Consider the following 15593-nt stretch of genomic DNA (forward strand, 5'->3'; position numbering starts at 1 on the left):
GTATGAAAAAGGTGGATGCAGTAATATTTGATATGGATGGCGTATTAATAGATTCAGAAAGAATATCGCTCAAGTGCTATCAAGAAGTTTTGAAGGATTATAAGTATGAAATGGATGAAGAAATTTACGTAAAATTCATAGGGAGAAATGTTGAGGGGATAAAAGAGGCGTTGCAAGAGGAGTTTGGAAAAGACTTTCCTTTCGATGAGATATATAAGAAAAAATCTAAATTAGCATTGGAATTTACTGATAAAAATGGTGTTAAAATTAAGCCTGGAGTACATGAATTATTAGATTATCTAAATAGTGAAAATTATAAAATAGCAGTGGCTACTTCAACAAGAAGACAAAGGGCGCTTGAATTATTGGAAAGAGCAAAAATAAAGGAAAAAGTTAATTATATAGTTTGTGGAGATCAAGTTGAAAATTCTAAACCTGATCCAGAAATATTTTTAAGAGCAGCGGAAGGGCTAAATGTTAAACCACATAACTGCTTAGTTGTTGAAGATTCGGATGCTGGAATAACAGCCGCCCATGCAGCGAGTATGACAGGGGTTCATGTTCCAGATATGAAGATATTAGATGATAAGACAAAGAAGCTAGCGTTTAAAATATGTAAGGAATTGGTTGATGTTAAGAGTGTTTTAGAAGAAATCAAGGATAATTGAATTTAATTAAGATTGAGAAAGGAACACTAAAATTATGAGTGAAGGATTAATAGGTTCTTATTGGGGAGTTAATTTAGAAAGTAAAGTAATAAGCCAATCTAGTACGACACTAGCTGTTTTGATGCCAGGAATTGGCTATACCTTAGATAGGCCTCTTTTAGATTATTCGAAGAAATTAGCTTTAGAGTTAGGTTATGATGTTCTTTCTTTAGAATATGGTTTTCAAATTGCAAGAAAAAACTTGCTTGTAGAAAAGGAGCTTAAGCACTTAATAAACGAATCTATATGTATCTTTAAATCAGCATTAAAAGGTAATTACACCAAGATAGTATTCATATCTAAAAGCATAGGAACTATTGTACATACTCTGCTTTGTGATGAGATTAGCGGTTATGAAGTTAAGCATATTTACTTAACTCCTATAGATAATACTTTAAAAGTTGGAATAAAGGAAAAATCACTGGTGATAACTGGAACGGACGATTCGTTAATAAATAAAGAATCTATTGAAGAAATAAAAAGAATTAATGGTGTAGAGATGATTGAAATAGAAGGGGCCGATCATTCGCTAAATATAAGTAATGATATATTGAGAAGCATAGATGTTATTCATAAAGTAATTGAGGCTGAAAAGAAATACTTAATATAATAAAAAACATTTAAAGAATGTATTCTTTAAATGTTTTTTATTCTTTAGAAAATTATAATGTCAGATTTAAAGAACGGATGTGTGAAATCAATGACTCAACCACAGTCATCTGTAATTTCTGTGAATTTTATTGATAAATCATTTTAGGTTGAATAACTTTAGGATCATATCCGTTATCTTTGAGAGCTCTAATGATTGCTTCTTTGTGATCATGTCCGAAGGTTTCCATTGTGATATCAAGTTCAACTGCACTGTTACGATTAATGCTTACAAATTGATTGTGATCAAGTTTTATTATATTACCATGAGCTTCTGCAATTACCTTAGATACATTGGTTAATTCTCCAGGTTTATCTGGAAGTAAAACAGAAACTGTACAAATACGTTCTCTTTCTATTAAACCATGTTGCACTAGGGAGGCAAAGGTAATTACGTCCATGTTACCACCGCTTATAATTGATACAATCTTTTTATCTTTTACATCTAAATGTTTTAAAGCTGCTACTGTTAATAAGCCTGAGTTTTCAACAAGCATTTTGTGATTTTCGAGCATATCTAGGAATGCTCCTATAAGTTCGTGATCCTCAATGGTTATGATATCATCTAGATTTTGTTGTATATATGGAAAAATCTTAGAACCAGGGGTTTTAACGGCAGTACCATCGGCTATTGTATCTACTGAAGGAAGAGTAGTTACATCTCCATTCTTTAAAGAAACTTGCATGCAGTTTGCGCCAGCAGGCTCTACCCCTATAACTCTTATATTAGGGTTTAGAAGTTTTGCAAGTGTAGAAACACCTGTAGCAAGTCCACCGCCACCTATTGGGACTAGGATTATATCAACAGTTGGCAATTCTTTTATGATTTCCATTGCTATTGAGCCCTGACCAGTTGCTACGTCTAAGTCATCAAAAGGATGAATAAAAGTATAACCTTCTTCTTCAGCAAGTTTTAAAGCGTAATTGCAAGCCTCATCATAAACATCTCCATGTAAAATAACTTCTGCTCCATAGGCTTTTGTACGATTAACTTTCATTAGAGGAGTAGTGGTTGGCATTACAATTATTGCTTTTGTGTTATAGGCTTTGGCAGCATAAGCTACCCCTTGAGCATGATTGCCAGCAGAAGCTGTCACAAGACCTTTGTTTCTATCTTCTTCTGAAAGCGTGCTAATCTTATAGTATGCCCCTCTGATTTTATACGCCCCTGTTTTTTGCATATTTTCAGGCTTAAAGTAGACTTTATTTCCTGTAATATCTGAATAATAGTCGCTAAATACTAACTTGGTTTTTAAGATTACCTTTTGCACGATTTCATATGCTTCTTCAAATTTATCAAGTGTCATCATTTTTGTAATATCCCCTTTATATGTATATTGCTTTTAGCTAATAGTTTTATGATAACATGTTAGCATTTTATGTCAAGTAAGAGTTTTTAAGACAATAAGTTTTGTAAATTTAAATTAAAAGGTAACTCTAGGGATAAGGAATAATAAAAAAATAACAAGTTAAGATGATGCTGCAATACTATAATGAAATAAATATATTTATCAAAAAGATATTTTTATTAGTATTAAAGTGTTAATAGCATTTTTAACTTGTTATTTCTGAGCATTTTAGATAGGAAAAAATTCATAATATATAGTTAAGACATATGATTTACATAAAGAACTTTTATTATTAATGCCCTTTATGCTTTTCAAGCTTTTTCTTTTTTCTTAACTCGAACTTTCTTTGTTCTTCTTGCTCATTTTGTTCTTTTGATTTTTGTTTGCGTACAATTTTGCTTTGTTCATGCTGTAATTGCATTGCTATTTGGGCTTTGGTTCCTATGCCTTTAACATTAACCTCTTTTCTAATGCTTCGTTGAAGCCTTTTAGGATTAGGTTTTGCTGGTGATTTAAAGTCATCAGACAATACTGGCAAACTAAAATTTAGACGATAGAATTTTTTCAGTATGAGCTCGTAAACTTCCTCGTCTTTTGGCTCTGAGCCGAAGGTAACTTTGCATACCTTATATTCGCCGTTTTCAATACTTTCAAAGACACCAATCCAAAATGGATCATCAAAAAGAACTGTTAATTTAATTATTGTTATCATAATTAAATCCTCCTGTAGTATATAAATTCACAGAGAATGGACAACCCCAGGAGGGCAGGTTACTGCTATATTATAATATAGGTTCTGACTACCAACAGAAACTGTGTTTTTATCTCTTAAATATTATTATAGTAGAAGAGTATACTAATGAAAAGAGAGGTTACTATTAATTATGCTTATATTATGTTTTCTATAAATTAGCAGATAATCTAGATAAAGCCTATAAAAATAGAATCATTGATAGATTTTTATAGAGAAATGTATGTTGAAACATAAAAAATAGCCAGTTTTAATAAACTGACTACATTTTTTATTAACTGACTATATTATCTTAGTTGTCCAATCTTCACAATTCCAAGTTTCTGTTATTATATCTCTATAGAATTCAGGTTCATGCGAAACTAATAAAATTGTTCCTTTATATTCTTTAAGCGCTCTTTTCAACTCATCCTTTGCATCAACATCTAAGTGATTAGTAGGCTCGTCAAGTATTAATATATTAGTTTCATTATTTATAATTTTACAAAGTCTAACTTTTGCAGCCTCACCACCAGATAGAACTCTTATTTGTGATTCTAATTGCTTAGTTGTAAGTCCGCATTTGGCAAGAGCAGCTCTTATTTGATATTGAGTGTATCCAGGGAATTCCTGCCATACTTCTTCTATACAAGTATTGCTGTTATTGCCTCTATCTTCTTGTTCAAAATAACCTATGTATTGATAATCACCTAAATGAACTTCTCCGCTTATTGGTTTTATTATACCAAGTAAACTTTTTAGAAGAGTAGACTTACCAAGTCCGTTAGCTCCAACCAATGCTATTTTTTGTCCTCTTTCCATATATAAATTTAATGGTTTTGTAAGAGGAGAGTCATAACCTATAACTAAATCTTTAGTTTCAAAAATAGCTTTACCTGAAGCTCTAGCAGATTTGAAGTTGAATTCTGGTTTTGGTTTTTCTTTTGAAAGTTCAATTATATCCATTTTATCTAGCTTCTTTTGTCTAGACTTAGCCATATTTGCAGTAGCGACGTTAGCTTTATTTCTTGCTACGAAATCTTCAAGTCTTGCAATTTCTTTTTGTTGTTTTTCGTAAGCAGCTTCAAGCTTCTTTTTATTTTCTTCATATATTCTTTGGAATTCATCATAATTTCCTACGTATCTTGTAAGTCTTCGTTCTTCAACATGATAAATTAGGTTGACTACTGAATTTATGAATGGAACATCATGGGATATTAATATAAACGCATTTTCATATGATTGAAGATATCTTTTAAGCCATTCGATATGTTCTTCATCCAAGTAGTTTGTAGGTTCATCTAAAAGTAAAATATCAGGAGATTGTAATAATAGTTTTCCTAGAAGAATTTTGGTTCTTTGTCCACCAGATAAATCATCAACGTCTTTATCTAACCCTAGGTCTAAAAGCCCAAGACCTTTTGCAACTTCTTCAACTTTTGGATCAATAACATAAAATCCGTTATGATCAAGCATGTCTTGAATTACAGCAGTTCTTTCCAGCATTTTATTTAACTCATCCTCAGTACAATCCCCCATCTTTTCATATAAAGAATTCATTTCTGCTTCTAGGTCAAAAAGATATTTAAAAGCATCTCTTAAGGCATCCCTTATACTTTGACCTTTCATTAATGCTGCATGCTGATCCATGTAACCAACTCTAACATTATTAGACCAAATAACATTCCCTTCATCAGGCATTAGCTTACCAGTTACTATATTCATAAATGTAGATTTACCTTCTCCATTAGCACCAATAAGACCAACATGTTCACCTTTTAATAATCTAAATGAAACATCTTCAAAAATAGCTCTATCTCCAAATCCGTGATTCATATTTTTAACAGTAAGTATGCTCATCAATTACCTCCAAAAAACTTATAAAATTTGCAACAAAGTAAAAAAACTTCTAATAATAAGAGAAAAATAATAAGCTTATAATCACTTTTTGTAGTTGCATATCCCTAATAGTTTAAAGGATAAAAAGCCAGTATGTCAAAGTAAATTTAAGAAAATTTGTGTATATTAAAAATATAGATAAGAAGAGCATTGAAACTATAACAATATATTCATAAAGTAGTAAAATTCATTAAAATTAATATTTATCAATTGCCCAAAGCACCTTGTGTATAAATTATGGTTGTATATTTACATAATATGTTATAATTTTAGTAATAAAATTCGTGTGTCTATAAATTAAAGAATGTTGATAGCTGTTTAGAGAATTTACTTGATAAAACTTTTAATTCAATGTGCTAGAAATGAAAAGAGGATATGCTGGAGGCGTAATTGGATATTTGACCAGATTATATATAAGGGGGAAGCAAGATGGAGGACTTGGTTACTGATAGATTGCTATTAAGAACATGGAAAGAAGAGGATTACGAGGATTTGTATGAATATGCCAAAAGTGAATTGGTAGGTCCTAACGCTGGTTGGATGCCACATAAAGATGAGGATGAAAGTAAAAAAATAATAAAAATGTTTATTAAAAACGATGAAACATACGCTATAGTTTTAAAATCAGAAAATAAAGTTATTGGTAGCATAGGGCTTCATGATAGAAAGCCTGATAATAATTTGTTGAAACTAAATCAGAAAGAAGTGGGGTATGTTCTTAATCCTAGATACTGGGGAAAAGAAATAGTTCCTGAAGCGGTAAAATCATTAGTGGACTATGGATTTAATAAACTAAACTTAGAATTGATTTGGTGCGCACATTTTGATTTTAACAACAACTCAAAAAGAGTAATTGAAAAGTGCGGATTCAAATATAAATTTAAAAAGTTAGAGAGATTAAAACTTCTGAATAATAAAGAGGTAACCACATTGTATTATTGTATTTTTAGAACTGAGTATAAAAATAACCTAAGAATATCCCAAAATATTATGAATTTACATGATTCTGATTACAATAAAATGTCTAAAGAACTTTTAGAATAATTAGTTAGTAAATTAACATTTTGTTTAATAGTAAGAGAAAAGGCATGAAATTAAGCTAATGGATAAGAAAATATCTATTGGCTTAATTTTTATATACAGATAAAAATTATTTTTGTCTGTAAGTAATTAAAAATTTTAAGTTAGCCAAATTTCTATAATAATATTCCTATTTTGGGGCAAACTTTTAGTATAAAAAAAATTTTTATTGATATTATTATAAATTGCGTAAATTATTATATGAAAGGAGATACTATGATGTTAGATTTAACTAAAGAAATAAAAGAAATGGCAGAAAAAATGGGTTATGAAATGAAAGGCTTGGCAGAAGATATGGGGAATGAAATGAGAAACGTGGGAGAATTAGTAAAGTCAAAAGCAGAAAAGTTGACTGATGAAATAAAGAATAGAATGACAAGATGAATATAAAGAAGATAGTAATTACATTATTAGTGTGAATGCTATCTTCTTTATATTTATTTAAAAGTAACATAAAAAAGTAGAAATCATATTATATAGTGGACATGGTTATAGGGTAAATAGACTACCTCGATCTATTAATTTCCCTTTTCTTAGTGCAATGGGTAAGACGTCATATTTAAAAAGAAATTTCTTTATTTGATCTCCCCATGTGTAACTATCTAAATCACCAAAGAAAGCCATCTTATTATTAGAGACCATACCGCCGACCCCGCCTATAAAACCATAATTTAGTGAAGGTAGTAGTATATCTCCGGGAGGAAGCAGAAGAATGTCAAAATCATAATTTTTAAGAGAATTAAAAATCCCTTTATCACTCGTGATTAAGGCTTTTTCTCTAACAGGGAGAATAGAACATTTTGTGTAACCTTGAGGAACATCAATGTGTATTTTTGAATTTTGAGAGTTTAAAAGATTTTCATCGCTATATTTTAAAGTATGTATAAAATAGTTTTCTAAAATTAAAGAATTTAAAATAATATCGTTTGGATATGTATTGGACAATGTGTTTTTTGAAACAATATAATTTATGTCGTTTAATTTAAGGATCTCTTTGAATTTTTCTGAGATATTTTGTTGGATAATTATCTTATTAAATGAATCATTTTTTAGTACATTTAATTGAATATCAGGATGACCATTTATGGCATCATAAACATCATTACATTTAGGGACTAATATTGGTTTTAGGTCTAGTTTGGAAAGGCTAAGTAATTCTTCTTTAGTAATTCTATAATCGACAAAACAATGCATATAAATTCTCCTTATAAGAATGTATGACTGATATTTAAAGGCAAAACAATCAATATTGAAATTATTATTTTAAATTATATTTTGCGCTTTAAAGACTGATATGTCAATTAAGTAACTGCTAAAATGTATAAAAGTTAATATTTTATCAACTAGAAATATATCATATGAATTTTGCATATCCTCAAATTTTTAATACATACTAATATTAAGAAGGGAGTGAAATCCATGCTTATTTTAAAATTAGCTTATAGTGAAGACTTGACTTTTTCCCATGACCTGCAAGAGCTAAAAGAGCTACTAAAGAAGAAGGAGATTTTAATAGGATTTGTTGAAAGTATAGAAGGAAAAACTCATATAATAAAGATAATTTGTGAAGAAAATTGTTATAATGAAAAAGTAAAAGAGATTATTAACTTATATGTTAGTAATATTTTATATAGAATAGTTATTGATAATTATAGAAAAAAGGAAATGTTTGAATTTATAACGGATAATTATTTTTTCTTAAAGCAATCTGAAATATTAGAGGTTGAAGATCAAATACTAAAGGTGTTAAAGTATGAAGAAGTAGATGCAAATGAGGATACTATATTTTGTTTAAATAAAATTAATTCTATGGTAGAAAAGATTAGAGACTGCATAAGTGAAAAACAAGAGATTAATATAGATGGATTTATAACTTTTAGGATGAGAAAATTAAGAGAGGATATAGAAAAAGTTATAGATAAAGTAGTAGAAAGATATATGGTGGAAAAAGAATATAAAGAATTTATAAAACTACTAAAGTACTTTGTAGAAATACAGGAATGCAAAATAGAAGAAATAAATATAATAGTAGAAGATAATAATTATATAGTAAGGGATAAGGAAGGAAAAGATTTATATTACGATTTTTTCAGTGAAATCGCAACAGATCAAAATAAAGCTGAATTAAATATGGAAGATATATTAATTAGCGGACTAATAACAAGTGCACCTGAAAATATAAATATTTATGGAAAAGAAAAATGTAGCAATAAAGAATTTATAGATACTATTCAAAATGTATTTGGAGATAAGGTTCATTTTTATGAAGCAAATAGCGACTATAATAAAATTGGTCAAATAATTGCAAAAAAATATTGACATGGATTAACAACAATGATATACTCATACATGTTAAGAAGAAACAGCCGTTTCTCACCCTGCAGTGTTGAATCTACTAGTATGGGTTTATATGGATGTCTATACATTGAGTATTGATAATTTGAGACGGCTATATGCCGTCTTTTTATTATGTATGTAATTTTTCGGAGGTGAAAAATATTAATAAAGATTTTTCTATTAATGAAGAAATAAGAGAAAAAGAACTTAGAGTAATTGGAAGTGATGGGGAACAATTAGGTGTTATCTCATCAAGTGAAGCAAGAAGACTTGCTGAAGAAAAAGAAATGGACTTAGTTATGATTTCCCCAAATGCGAAGCCACCAGTTTGTAAGATTATGGACTTTGGTAAGTATATATATGAGCAATCAAAAAAGGAAAAAGAAGCTAAGAAAAAACAAAAAATAGTAAGTATTAAAGAAATAAGAGTAAGTCTAACTATTGAGGAACATGATATTGACATAAAAGCAAAAAATGCTAGAAAGTTCCTATTAGAAGGAGATAAAGTTAAAATCAGTGTTAGATTTAGAGGTAGAGAAATGGAACTTGGTCATATAGGACAAAAGATTCTTGATAATTTTGCATCTAAATTAGAAGACGTCTGCCTAATAGAGAAAAGACCTAAAAGAGAAGGCAGAAGTATGACAATGGTTTTAGGGCCTAAAAAGGCATAACTTGAGAGGAGGATTTTAATCATGCCAAAAATGAAGACTCATAGAGGAGCAGCAAAAAGATTCAGAAAGACAGGTACAGGAAAACTTAAGAGAGCTAAGGCGTTTAAGAGCCATATCTTAACAAAGAAGAGTTCAAAAACTAAGAGAAATCTTAGAAAAGCTGGATATGTTTCAGATTCACAAGTAAAAGTAATGAAGAAATTATTACCATACCTATAATATAGGGTAATGCAGGAGGTTTAAGTAATGGCAAGAGTAAAGAGAGCGAAGAATTCTCGTAAAAATCATAAAAAAGTTTTAAAACTTGCAAAAGGATACTACGGTGGAAAAAGTAAGTTATATAAAACTGCTAATGAATCAGTAATAAGAGCATTAAGAAATTCTTATGTTGGAAGAAAGAATAAGAAGAGAGATTATAGAAGTTTATGGATAGCTAGAATTAACGCAGCTACAAGAATGAACAACTTATCATATTCTAAATTCATGAATGGAATCAAATTAGCTGGAATAGACATCAACAGAAAGATGTTATCTGAAATAGCTATAAATGATCCAAAAGCATTTACTGAATTAGTAGAAGTTGCTAAGAAACAATTAAATGCTTAGTACATAAAATGCGGCTTATGCCGCATTTTATTTTTATATTCAAATATAAATAATGATATTATTATTTTTCCATAATCCTATAGTTTTGAGGTGTAAAACTTTGATATATATAGAAAGTAAAGAAAATAATTTATTTAAGAATACAAAAAAGCTTAAAGAAAGAAAAAATAGGACTAAAACAAGTAGGTATATAATTGAAGGATTTAGATTAGTTCAAGAGGCATTTAAGGCAAAGGTCGATGTGGATTACCTAATTGTGACTGAAGATGCACGGGATAAGGTAGACGAATTTTTGAGCGAATATATAAATGATGAAATCAAGATTTATGAGATTTCTGGAAATTTATTTAAAGAGCTTATTTCTACAGAAAATCCTCAAGGAATACTTGCGGTTATAAAAATGAATACAATGGAATCGAAATTAGATGGAGATTTTTACTTGCTTTGTGACAAGGTACAAGATCCAGGGAATCTAGGGACTATAATAAGAACTGCACATGCAGCTGGAGTACAAGAAATTATATTAACAAAGGGTACTGTAGATATATATAATGAAAAGACAATTAGATCCACAATGGGATCTATATTTTATATTCCTATTCATTATGATGATGAGAATCTCTCTTTAGTAAAAGATTTAAAGGGAAAAGGTTTTAATTTAGTAGTAACATCCTTGGATACAGATAAAAATTTCTTTCAAGCAGATTTAAGAGGCAGGGTTCTCTTAACTGTTGGGAATGAAGGAAATGGAGTAAGTACAGAAGTATTGGAGATGGCGGATACTAAAGTTAAGATACCAATGCCAGGCAATGCAGAATCTTTAAATGTAGCAGTAGCTTCATCTGTTATAATGTATGAGAAAGTAAGACAAAATCAATTGTGATTAAATCTTATTAAAATAGGAAAGTATATTAATAGGTTCCTAGGAAAATTTGAAACTATTTAAGAATGAAAGTAGATTTGAATATTTCTAGGAATCTATATTAATATGAAAATATTTTAAAATGTATATATTTATCTATGTGAATAGAAAAATATATAAATATTTATAGGAAACATCTGGTGTTCAGAGTCTTTAAATTTAAAATAATCATGTTAAGATGAAATATTTAATTTAATTTGGAAATATGCTTATGAATATGGTATATTAGAAAGCAGTGGATTTATATATAAATTTTGAAAATAGTATTGATATTTTATATATTTATTTGTATAATGAGTTGTATTAATTGAACATTGAAAAACTGTGAATGAGAGAGTAGATATTAGAAAAGTTTTAAGGGAGAGAAGGTCATAGACTGTAAGCCTTCTTAAATAATATAATATTGAAGTTCGCTCAGGAGTTCTAGCTGTGAAATTTATAGTAGTAGCTAGCGGCAAGAAGAGTCGTTAATTAAATTGAGTTGGGTACTTTTTTTTAGTTCCAATTAGGGTGGTAACGCGGATAATTCGTCCCTTTTTATGAGGTGGCGTTTTTTTTATGCAAAAAAGTCTTTTCGATTGCCAATTTACAATAAACAATTTTGAAAGAAATATTTCTTATATAAGGTGCAATCAAATAAAGCTTTATTTGGAGTTTTCTATAATTGAACACTGAAAATTGTGAATTGTGAATTGTGAATTGTGTATTGACGTTATTGAAAGGAGAAACAATGATGAAAGAAAAACTTAAAGAATTACAAGAACTTGCGTTAAGCAAAATTGAAGCTGTTAAAACTAGCAGCGAATTAGAAGAAATTAGAGTTAAGTTCTTAGGGAAAAAAGGGGAGCTTACTACAATATTAAGAGGTATGGGGAATCTTTCTCCAGAAGAAAGACCTATTGTAGGAAAATTGGTTAATGAAGCTAAAGCTGTTGTTGAAGAAAAATTAGAAAGCGTATTAAAGGCTATTAAAGATAAAGAAAAGGCTGAAAAGCTTGCAGGTGAAACTATAGATATTTCTCTTCCAGGAAGAAAGAAAGTTATAGGAAAGAGGCATCCGTTAGATTTGACTCTTCAAAGCATGGAAGAAATTTTCGTTTCAATGGGGTTCACAATTGAAGATGGACCTGAAGTTGAATATGATCATTATAATTTTGAAGCTCTAAATATACCTAAGGATCATCCGGCTAGAAGTGAACAGGATACTTTATATATAAATGATAATATAGTACTTAGAACTCAGACTTCACCAATTCAAGTTAGAACTATGGAAAATCAAAAGCCACCAATAAAGATGATTTCCCCTGGTAAAGTATATAGATCAGATTCAGTAGATGCTACACATTCACCTATATTCTATCAAATGGAAGGATTAGTTATAGATAAGGGAGTTACATTTGCTGATTTAAAAGGAACATTAGAATTATTTGCAAAAAAAATGTTTGGAGACAAGGTTCAAACTAAATTCAGACCACATCACTTCCCATTTACAGAGCCATCTGCTGAAATGGATGCAACATGCTTTGTATGTGGCGGTGAAGGTTGTAGAGTATGTAAAGGCAGCGGTTGGATAGAACTTTTAGGCTGTGGAATGGTTCATCCAAATGTTCTTAGAAACTGTGGCCTTGATCCAGAAGTTTATAGTGGATTTGCTTTTGGTTTTGGTGTTGACAGAATGGTAATGCTAAAGTATGGAATAGATGATATAAGATTATTATATGAAAGTGATATGAGATTCTTAAATCAATTCTAAAAGCTTAATTTTATTTAAGATTTAAGAATTTAAGAATTTAAGAATATACATTCTTAGGAATATTTATTCTTTAGAATATTACCATATATATTCTAAAGATATACACCTTAAAAAAAGCAGCTATGCTGCAATTAAGAACTTATTAACTTGAAAAAAGCAGCTATGCTGCAATCAAGAACTTTTGAAACTTAAAAAAAGCAGCTATACTGCAATTAAGATTTTTTGAATATTAAAAAGGGTGTAGCTATTCTACCAATTAAGAACTTTTGCACATGTAAAAATGAGGGGGAGTGAAGAAATTGGATTAAAATAAGATGCTATACCCAGCAATAAAAGGAGGAAACAAAATGAAAGTACCATATAATTGGCTTAAAGATTATGTTGATATAAATGTTAGTCCTAAGGAATTAGGAGATAAATTAACTCTAACTGGTTCACAACTAGAAGAACTTGTTATCCAAGGAGATGTAATTCAAAATGTAGTTACAGGAAAAATTACTAATATTGAAAAACATCCTGATGCAGATAAGTTAAGCATATGTCAAGTTGATATAGGAAGTGAACAAATACAAATAGTTACAGCAGCAACGAACATGAAAGAGCAAGATGTTGTGCCGGTTGCTCTTCATGGTTCAACACTTGCCGACGGAACTAAAATAAAAAAAGGAAAACTTAGAGGAGTAGTATCTAATGGTATGTTCTGCTCAGAAGAAGAATTAGGTACAGCTGGAGATGAGCCAGTTCATGGATTGATGATCTTACCTGCTGATACTAAGCTTGGAGTTGATATCAAAGAAATTTTAGGATTAAATAAAGCAATTCTAGATTTTGAAATTACTTCAAACAGACCTGACTGTTTAAGCATGGTAGGTATGGCGAGGGAAACAGCAGCAGCGCTTAGAACAACTTATAGAATGCCAAGTTTAGAGTATGAAACTAAAAATTCAAAAAATATAAATGAAGAGTTAACTGTTGAAGTTAAAGATACTCTTTGTAATAGGTATATGGCAAGAGGAGTGAAAAACGTTAAAGTTCAGCCATCACCAGGTTGGATGCAAGAAAGACTTCTTGAAGCTGGTATAAGACCAATAAATAATATAGTTGATATAACAAATTTTGTTATGCTTGAAACTGGTGAACCAATGCATGCTTTTGATAAAAGAGAAATTGCTACGAATAAAATAGTAATTGAAAGAGCAAATCAAGGAGAAAAGTTTACAACTTTAGATGAAGTAGAAAGAGAATTAGATGATTCGATGCTTTGCATTAAAGATGGAGAAAATATTATCGGTCTTGCTGGAATAATGGGTGGTTTAAACTCAGAAATAAAAGAGGATACTACAGAAGTTGTTTTTGAATGTGCGAATTTTGATGGAACTAACATAAGAGTAAACTCAAAGAAATTAAATCTAAGAACAGAAGCTTCTGGAAGATTTGAAAAAGATATAGATCCTAACTTAGCTGAAATTGCATTAAATAGAGCATGTAGCTTAATCTGTGAATTAGATGCCGGAGAAGTTATGGAAGGTACTATAGATGTTTACAACAACAAGAAAGAAGTATCAACTGTAACTGTTGATTCAAATTGGGTAAACAGCTTCCTTGGAACAGATCTTTCTAAAGAAGAGATGAAGAGATGTTTAGATAGTGTTGACTTATTTACAGAAATAAATGGTGATAACTTAGTTGTGACTGCTCCAACTTTCAGAGTTGATATTGCAATTAGAGAAGATATAGCTGAGGAAATTGCAAGGATTTATGGATATGAAAAAATCCCTACAACAATTTTTAAAGTTTCTACAGAAAGAGAGCCAAGATATAGAAAAGGATTATTAGATAATAGAGTAGTAATGCTTGCTACAGGAAGTGGCTTAAATCAATCTATTAGTTATTCATTTGTATCTCCAAAGGTTTTTGATAAAATTAATTTACCAGAAGATAGTGAGCTTAGAAATGTAGTTAAGATAAGAAATCCATTAGGGGAAGATTATAGTGTAATGAGAACTTCAACACTTCCTTCAATGATGGAATCACTTGGAAGAAACTATTCTAGAAATAACTCATATGTAAGATTGTTTGAAATGGGGAAAGTTTACATTCCAAATGAGGATGAAACAAAACTTCCAACAGAAAAGAATATTCTGACTATAGGTATTTATGGAGAATGTGACTACTTAGATCTTAAAGGTGTTGTTGAAAATATAACTGATGGGTTAGGTATAAAGAGTGTTAAATATGAGAGAGAGAGCGAAAATGTAAGTTACCACCCTGGAAAAACAGCTAAGATAGTTGTTGGTAGAACTAACGCTGGAACTTTAGGAGAAGTTCATTTAGATGTATGTGAAAATTACGGTCTAGATGTACCTTGCTATGTAGCAGAATTAGATTTAGATGTTTTATATGAAAATGCTGATATGGATAAAAAATATAAAGCACTTCCAAAATTCCCAGCAGTAACAAGAGATATTGCATTACTTGTTGATGATAGTCTTTTAGTTCAAGAAATTGATGATACAATAAAAAGAGCTGGTGGAAATTTAGTTGAAAAAGTAGAATTATTTGATATATATAAAGGAAAGCAAATTCCAGATGGTAAAAAGAGTATAGCTTATGCAATCTGGTACAGAGATGAAAATAAGACATTAACAGATAAAGATGTTAATAAAGTTCATGAAAAAATCCTAAAATCTTTAGAATATAAGCTTGGAGCTACATTAAGAGATTAAGGTATAATAACTCAAGTTTTGCTAAATGAAAGCTGCTTCAGAAATAAGTTTTATTATTTTTGAAGCAGCTATTTTTATTTATGCAAAAAAATATAAGTTTAAAGAAGGAAATATCATGTTTCTATAGAATAAGTATAGATAAAGTGGTTAAAAGTGGTGTTA

The 15593-nt window shown here is 29.8% G+C and carries 15 protein-coding genes and 1 other annotated feature; of the genes, 11 read left to right on the forward strand and 4 right to left on the reverse strand.

Annotated features, from left to right (window positions below; genetic code table 11):
* The first annotated feature begins 2 nt into the window (after positions 1–2).
* Positions 3–668, forward strand: a complete 666-nt coding sequence (locus tag PZA12_RS08490; RefSeq protein ID WP_103698470.1) for an HAD family hydrolase — start codon at positions 3–5, stop codon at positions 666–668.
* Between the two features lie 34 nt (positions 669–702).
* Positions 703–1317, forward strand: a complete 615-nt coding sequence (locus tag PZA12_RS08495) for an alpha/beta fold hydrolase (protein WP_078115185.1) — start codon at positions 703–705, stop codon at positions 1315–1317.
* A 127-nt stretch (positions 1318–1444) separates the two neighbouring features.
* On the opposite strand, the gene ilvA is transcribed toward PZA12_RS08495, so the two are convergent.
* The 3 genes from ilvA to abc-f all read right to left on the reverse strand — a co-directional run bounded on the left by ilvA (position 1445) and on the right by abc-f (position 5294).
* Positions 1445–2665, reverse strand: coding sequence for a threonine ammonia-lyase (ilvA, locus tag PZA12_RS08500; protein WP_103698471.1), 1221 nt, complete (start codon positions 2663–2665; stop codon positions 1445–1447).
* A gap of 331 nt (positions 2666–2996) precedes the next feature.
* Complete coding sequence (locus PZA12_RS08505) at positions 2997–3416, reverse strand: YjdF family protein (protein ID WP_103698472.1); 420 nt, start codon at positions 3414–3416, stop codon at positions 2997–2999.
* Positions 3417–3737: 321 nt separating this feature from the next.
* Complete coding sequence (gene abc-f / locus PZA12_RS08510) at positions 3738–5294, reverse strand: ribosomal protection-like ABC-F family protein (RefSeq protein ID WP_077837503.1); 1557 nt, start codon at positions 5292–5294, stop codon at positions 3738–3740.
* Between the two features lie 468 nt (positions 5295–5762).
* Here abc-f and PZA12_RS08515 point away from each other — a divergent pair, with 468 nt between their 5' ends.
* Together PZA12_RS08515 and PZA12_RS08520 are read left to right on the forward strand one after the other, a co-directional pair.
* Positions 5763–6377 carry a GNAT family N-acetyltransferase gene (locus PZA12_RS08515; protein WP_103698473.1) on the forward strand — a complete coding sequence of 205 codons (615 nt, stop codon included), beginning with the start codon at positions 5763–5765 and terminating at the stop codon, positions 6375–6377.
* 255 nt (positions 6378–6632) lie between these two features.
* Positions 6633–6797 (forward strand): hypothetical protein, encoded by a 165-nt coding sequence (locus tag PZA12_RS08520; protein WP_236886733.1) that lies wholly within the window; start codon positions 6633–6635, stop codon positions 6795–6797.
* A gap of 105 nt (positions 6798–6902) precedes the next feature.
* Here the strand turns inward: PZA12_RS08520 and PZA12_RS08525 are convergent, their stop codons facing one another.
* Positions 6903–7607: a DUF6873 family GME fold protein gene (locus tag PZA12_RS08525; protein ID WP_078115190.1), complete on the reverse strand. Its 705-nt coding sequence runs from the start codon at positions 7605–7607 to the stop codon at positions 6903–6905.
* A gap of 225 nt (positions 7608–7832) precedes the next feature.
* Here PZA12_RS08525 and ytxC point away from each other — a divergent pair, with 225 nt between their 5' ends.
* The 7 genes from ytxC (at position 7833) to pheT (ending at position 15431) form a co-directional block, all read left to right on the forward strand.
* The gene (gene ytxC / locus PZA12_RS08530; RefSeq protein ID WP_078115191.1) at positions 7833–8732 is read left to right on the forward strand and encodes a putative sporulation protein YtxC; all 900 of its coding nucleotides are present in this window, start codon (positions 7833–7835) and stop codon (positions 8730–8732) included.
* 134 nt (positions 8733–8866) lie between these two features.
* Positions 8867–9424 (forward strand): translation initiation factor IF-3, encoded by a 558-nt coding sequence (gene infC / locus PZA12_RS08535; protein WP_017208854.1) that lies wholly within the window; start codon positions 8867–8869, stop codon positions 9422–9424.
* A gap of 21 nt (positions 9425–9445) precedes the next feature.
* The gene (gene rpmI, locus PZA12_RS08540; protein ID WP_017208855.1) at positions 9446–9643 is read left to right on the forward strand and encodes a 50S ribosomal protein L35; all 198 of its coding nucleotides are present in this window, start codon (positions 9446–9448) and stop codon (positions 9641–9643) included.
* Between the two features lie 27 nt (positions 9644–9670).
* Positions 9671–10030 (forward strand): 50S ribosomal protein L20, encoded by a 360-nt coding sequence (rplT, locus tag PZA12_RS08545; RefSeq protein ID WP_017208856.1) that lies wholly within the window; start codon positions 9671–9673, stop codon positions 10028–10030.
* A gap of 100 nt (positions 10031–10130) precedes the next feature.
* On the forward strand, positions 10131–10913 hold the full coding sequence (locus PZA12_RS08550) for a TrmH family RNA methyltransferase (protein ID WP_077841692.1): 783 nt from the start codon (positions 10131–10133) through the stop codon (positions 10911–10913).
* A 354-nt stretch (positions 10914–11267) separates the two neighbouring features.
* Positions 11268–11490 (forward strand) — a binding site (T-box leader).
* Between the two features lie 195 nt (positions 11491–11685).
* Positions 11686–12705, forward strand: coding sequence for a phenylalanine--tRNA ligase subunit alpha (gene pheS, locus PZA12_RS08555; protein ID WP_078115193.1), 1020 nt, complete (start codon positions 11686–11688; stop codon positions 12703–12705).
* A gap of 347 nt (positions 12706–13052) precedes the next feature.
* Positions 13053–15431: a phenylalanine--tRNA ligase subunit beta gene (pheT, locus tag PZA12_RS08560; RefSeq protein ID WP_078115194.1), complete on the forward strand. Its 2379-nt coding sequence runs from the start codon at positions 13053–13055 to the stop codon at positions 15429–15431.
* The last annotated feature ends 162 nt before the right edge of the window (positions 15432–15593 follow it).

Origin of the sequence: Clostridium beijerinckii, from assembly GCF_036699995.1 — a bacterium.
In the GTDB taxonomy this organism is placed as follows: Bacteria; Bacillota; Clostridia; order Clostridiales; family Clostridiaceae; genus Clostridium; species Clostridium helianthi.

What these genes read in the sequence shown, in the direction of transcription:
- PZA12_RS08490 (WP_103698470.1), top strand. Translation starts at nt 3, where the DNA reads ATGAAAAAGGTGGATGCAGTAATATTTGATATGGATGGCGTATTAATA.
- PZA12_RS08495 (WP_078115185.1), top strand. Translation starts at nt 703, where the DNA reads ATGAGTGAAGGATTAATAGGTTCTTATTGGGGAGTTAATTTAGAAAGT.
- ilvA (WP_103698471.1), bottom strand. Translation starts at nt 2,665, where the DNA reads ATGATGACACTTGATAAATTTGAAGAAGCATATGAAATCGTGCAAAAG.
- PZA12_RS08505 (WP_103698472.1), bottom strand. Translation starts at nt 3,416, where the DNA reads ATGATAACAATAATTAAATTAACAGTTCTTTTTGATGATCCATTTTGG.
- abc-f (WP_077837503.1), bottom strand. Translation starts at nt 5,294, where the DNA reads ATGAGCATACTTACTGTTAAAAATATGAATCACGGATTTGGAGATAGA.
- PZA12_RS08515 (WP_103698473.1), top strand. Translation starts at nt 5,763, where the DNA reads ATGGAGGACTTGGTTACTGATAGATTGCTATTAAGAACATGGAAAGAA.
- PZA12_RS08520 (WP_236886733.1), top strand. Translation starts at nt 6,633, where the DNA reads ATGTTAGATTTAACTAAAGAAATAAAAGAAATGGCAGAAAAAATGGGT.
- PZA12_RS08525 (WP_078115190.1), bottom strand. Translation starts at nt 7,607, where the DNA reads ATGCATTGTTTTGTCGATTATAGAATTACTAAAGAAGAATTACTTAGC.
- ytxC (WP_078115191.1), top strand. Translation starts at nt 7,833, where the DNA reads ATGCTTATTTTAAAATTAGCTTATAGTGAAGACTTGACTTTTTCCCAT.
- infC (WP_017208854.1), top strand. Translation starts at nt 8,867, where the DNA reads ATGCCGTCTTTTTATTATGTATGTAATTTTTCGGAGGTGAAAAATATT.
- rpmI (WP_017208855.1), top strand. Translation starts at nt 9,446, where the DNA reads ATGCCAAAAATGAAGACTCATAGAGGAGCAGCAAAAAGATTCAGAAAG.
- rplT (WP_017208856.1), top strand. Translation starts at nt 9,671, where the DNA reads ATGGCAAGAGTAAAGAGAGCGAAGAATTCTCGTAAAAATCATAAAAAA.
- pheS (WP_078115193.1), top strand. Translation starts at nt 11,686, where the DNA reads ATGAAAGAAAAACTTAAAGAATTACAAGAACTTGCGTTAAGCAAAATT.
- pheT (WP_078115194.1), top strand. Translation starts at nt 13,053, where the DNA reads ATGAAAGTACCATATAATTGGCTTAAAGATTATGTTGATATAAATGTT.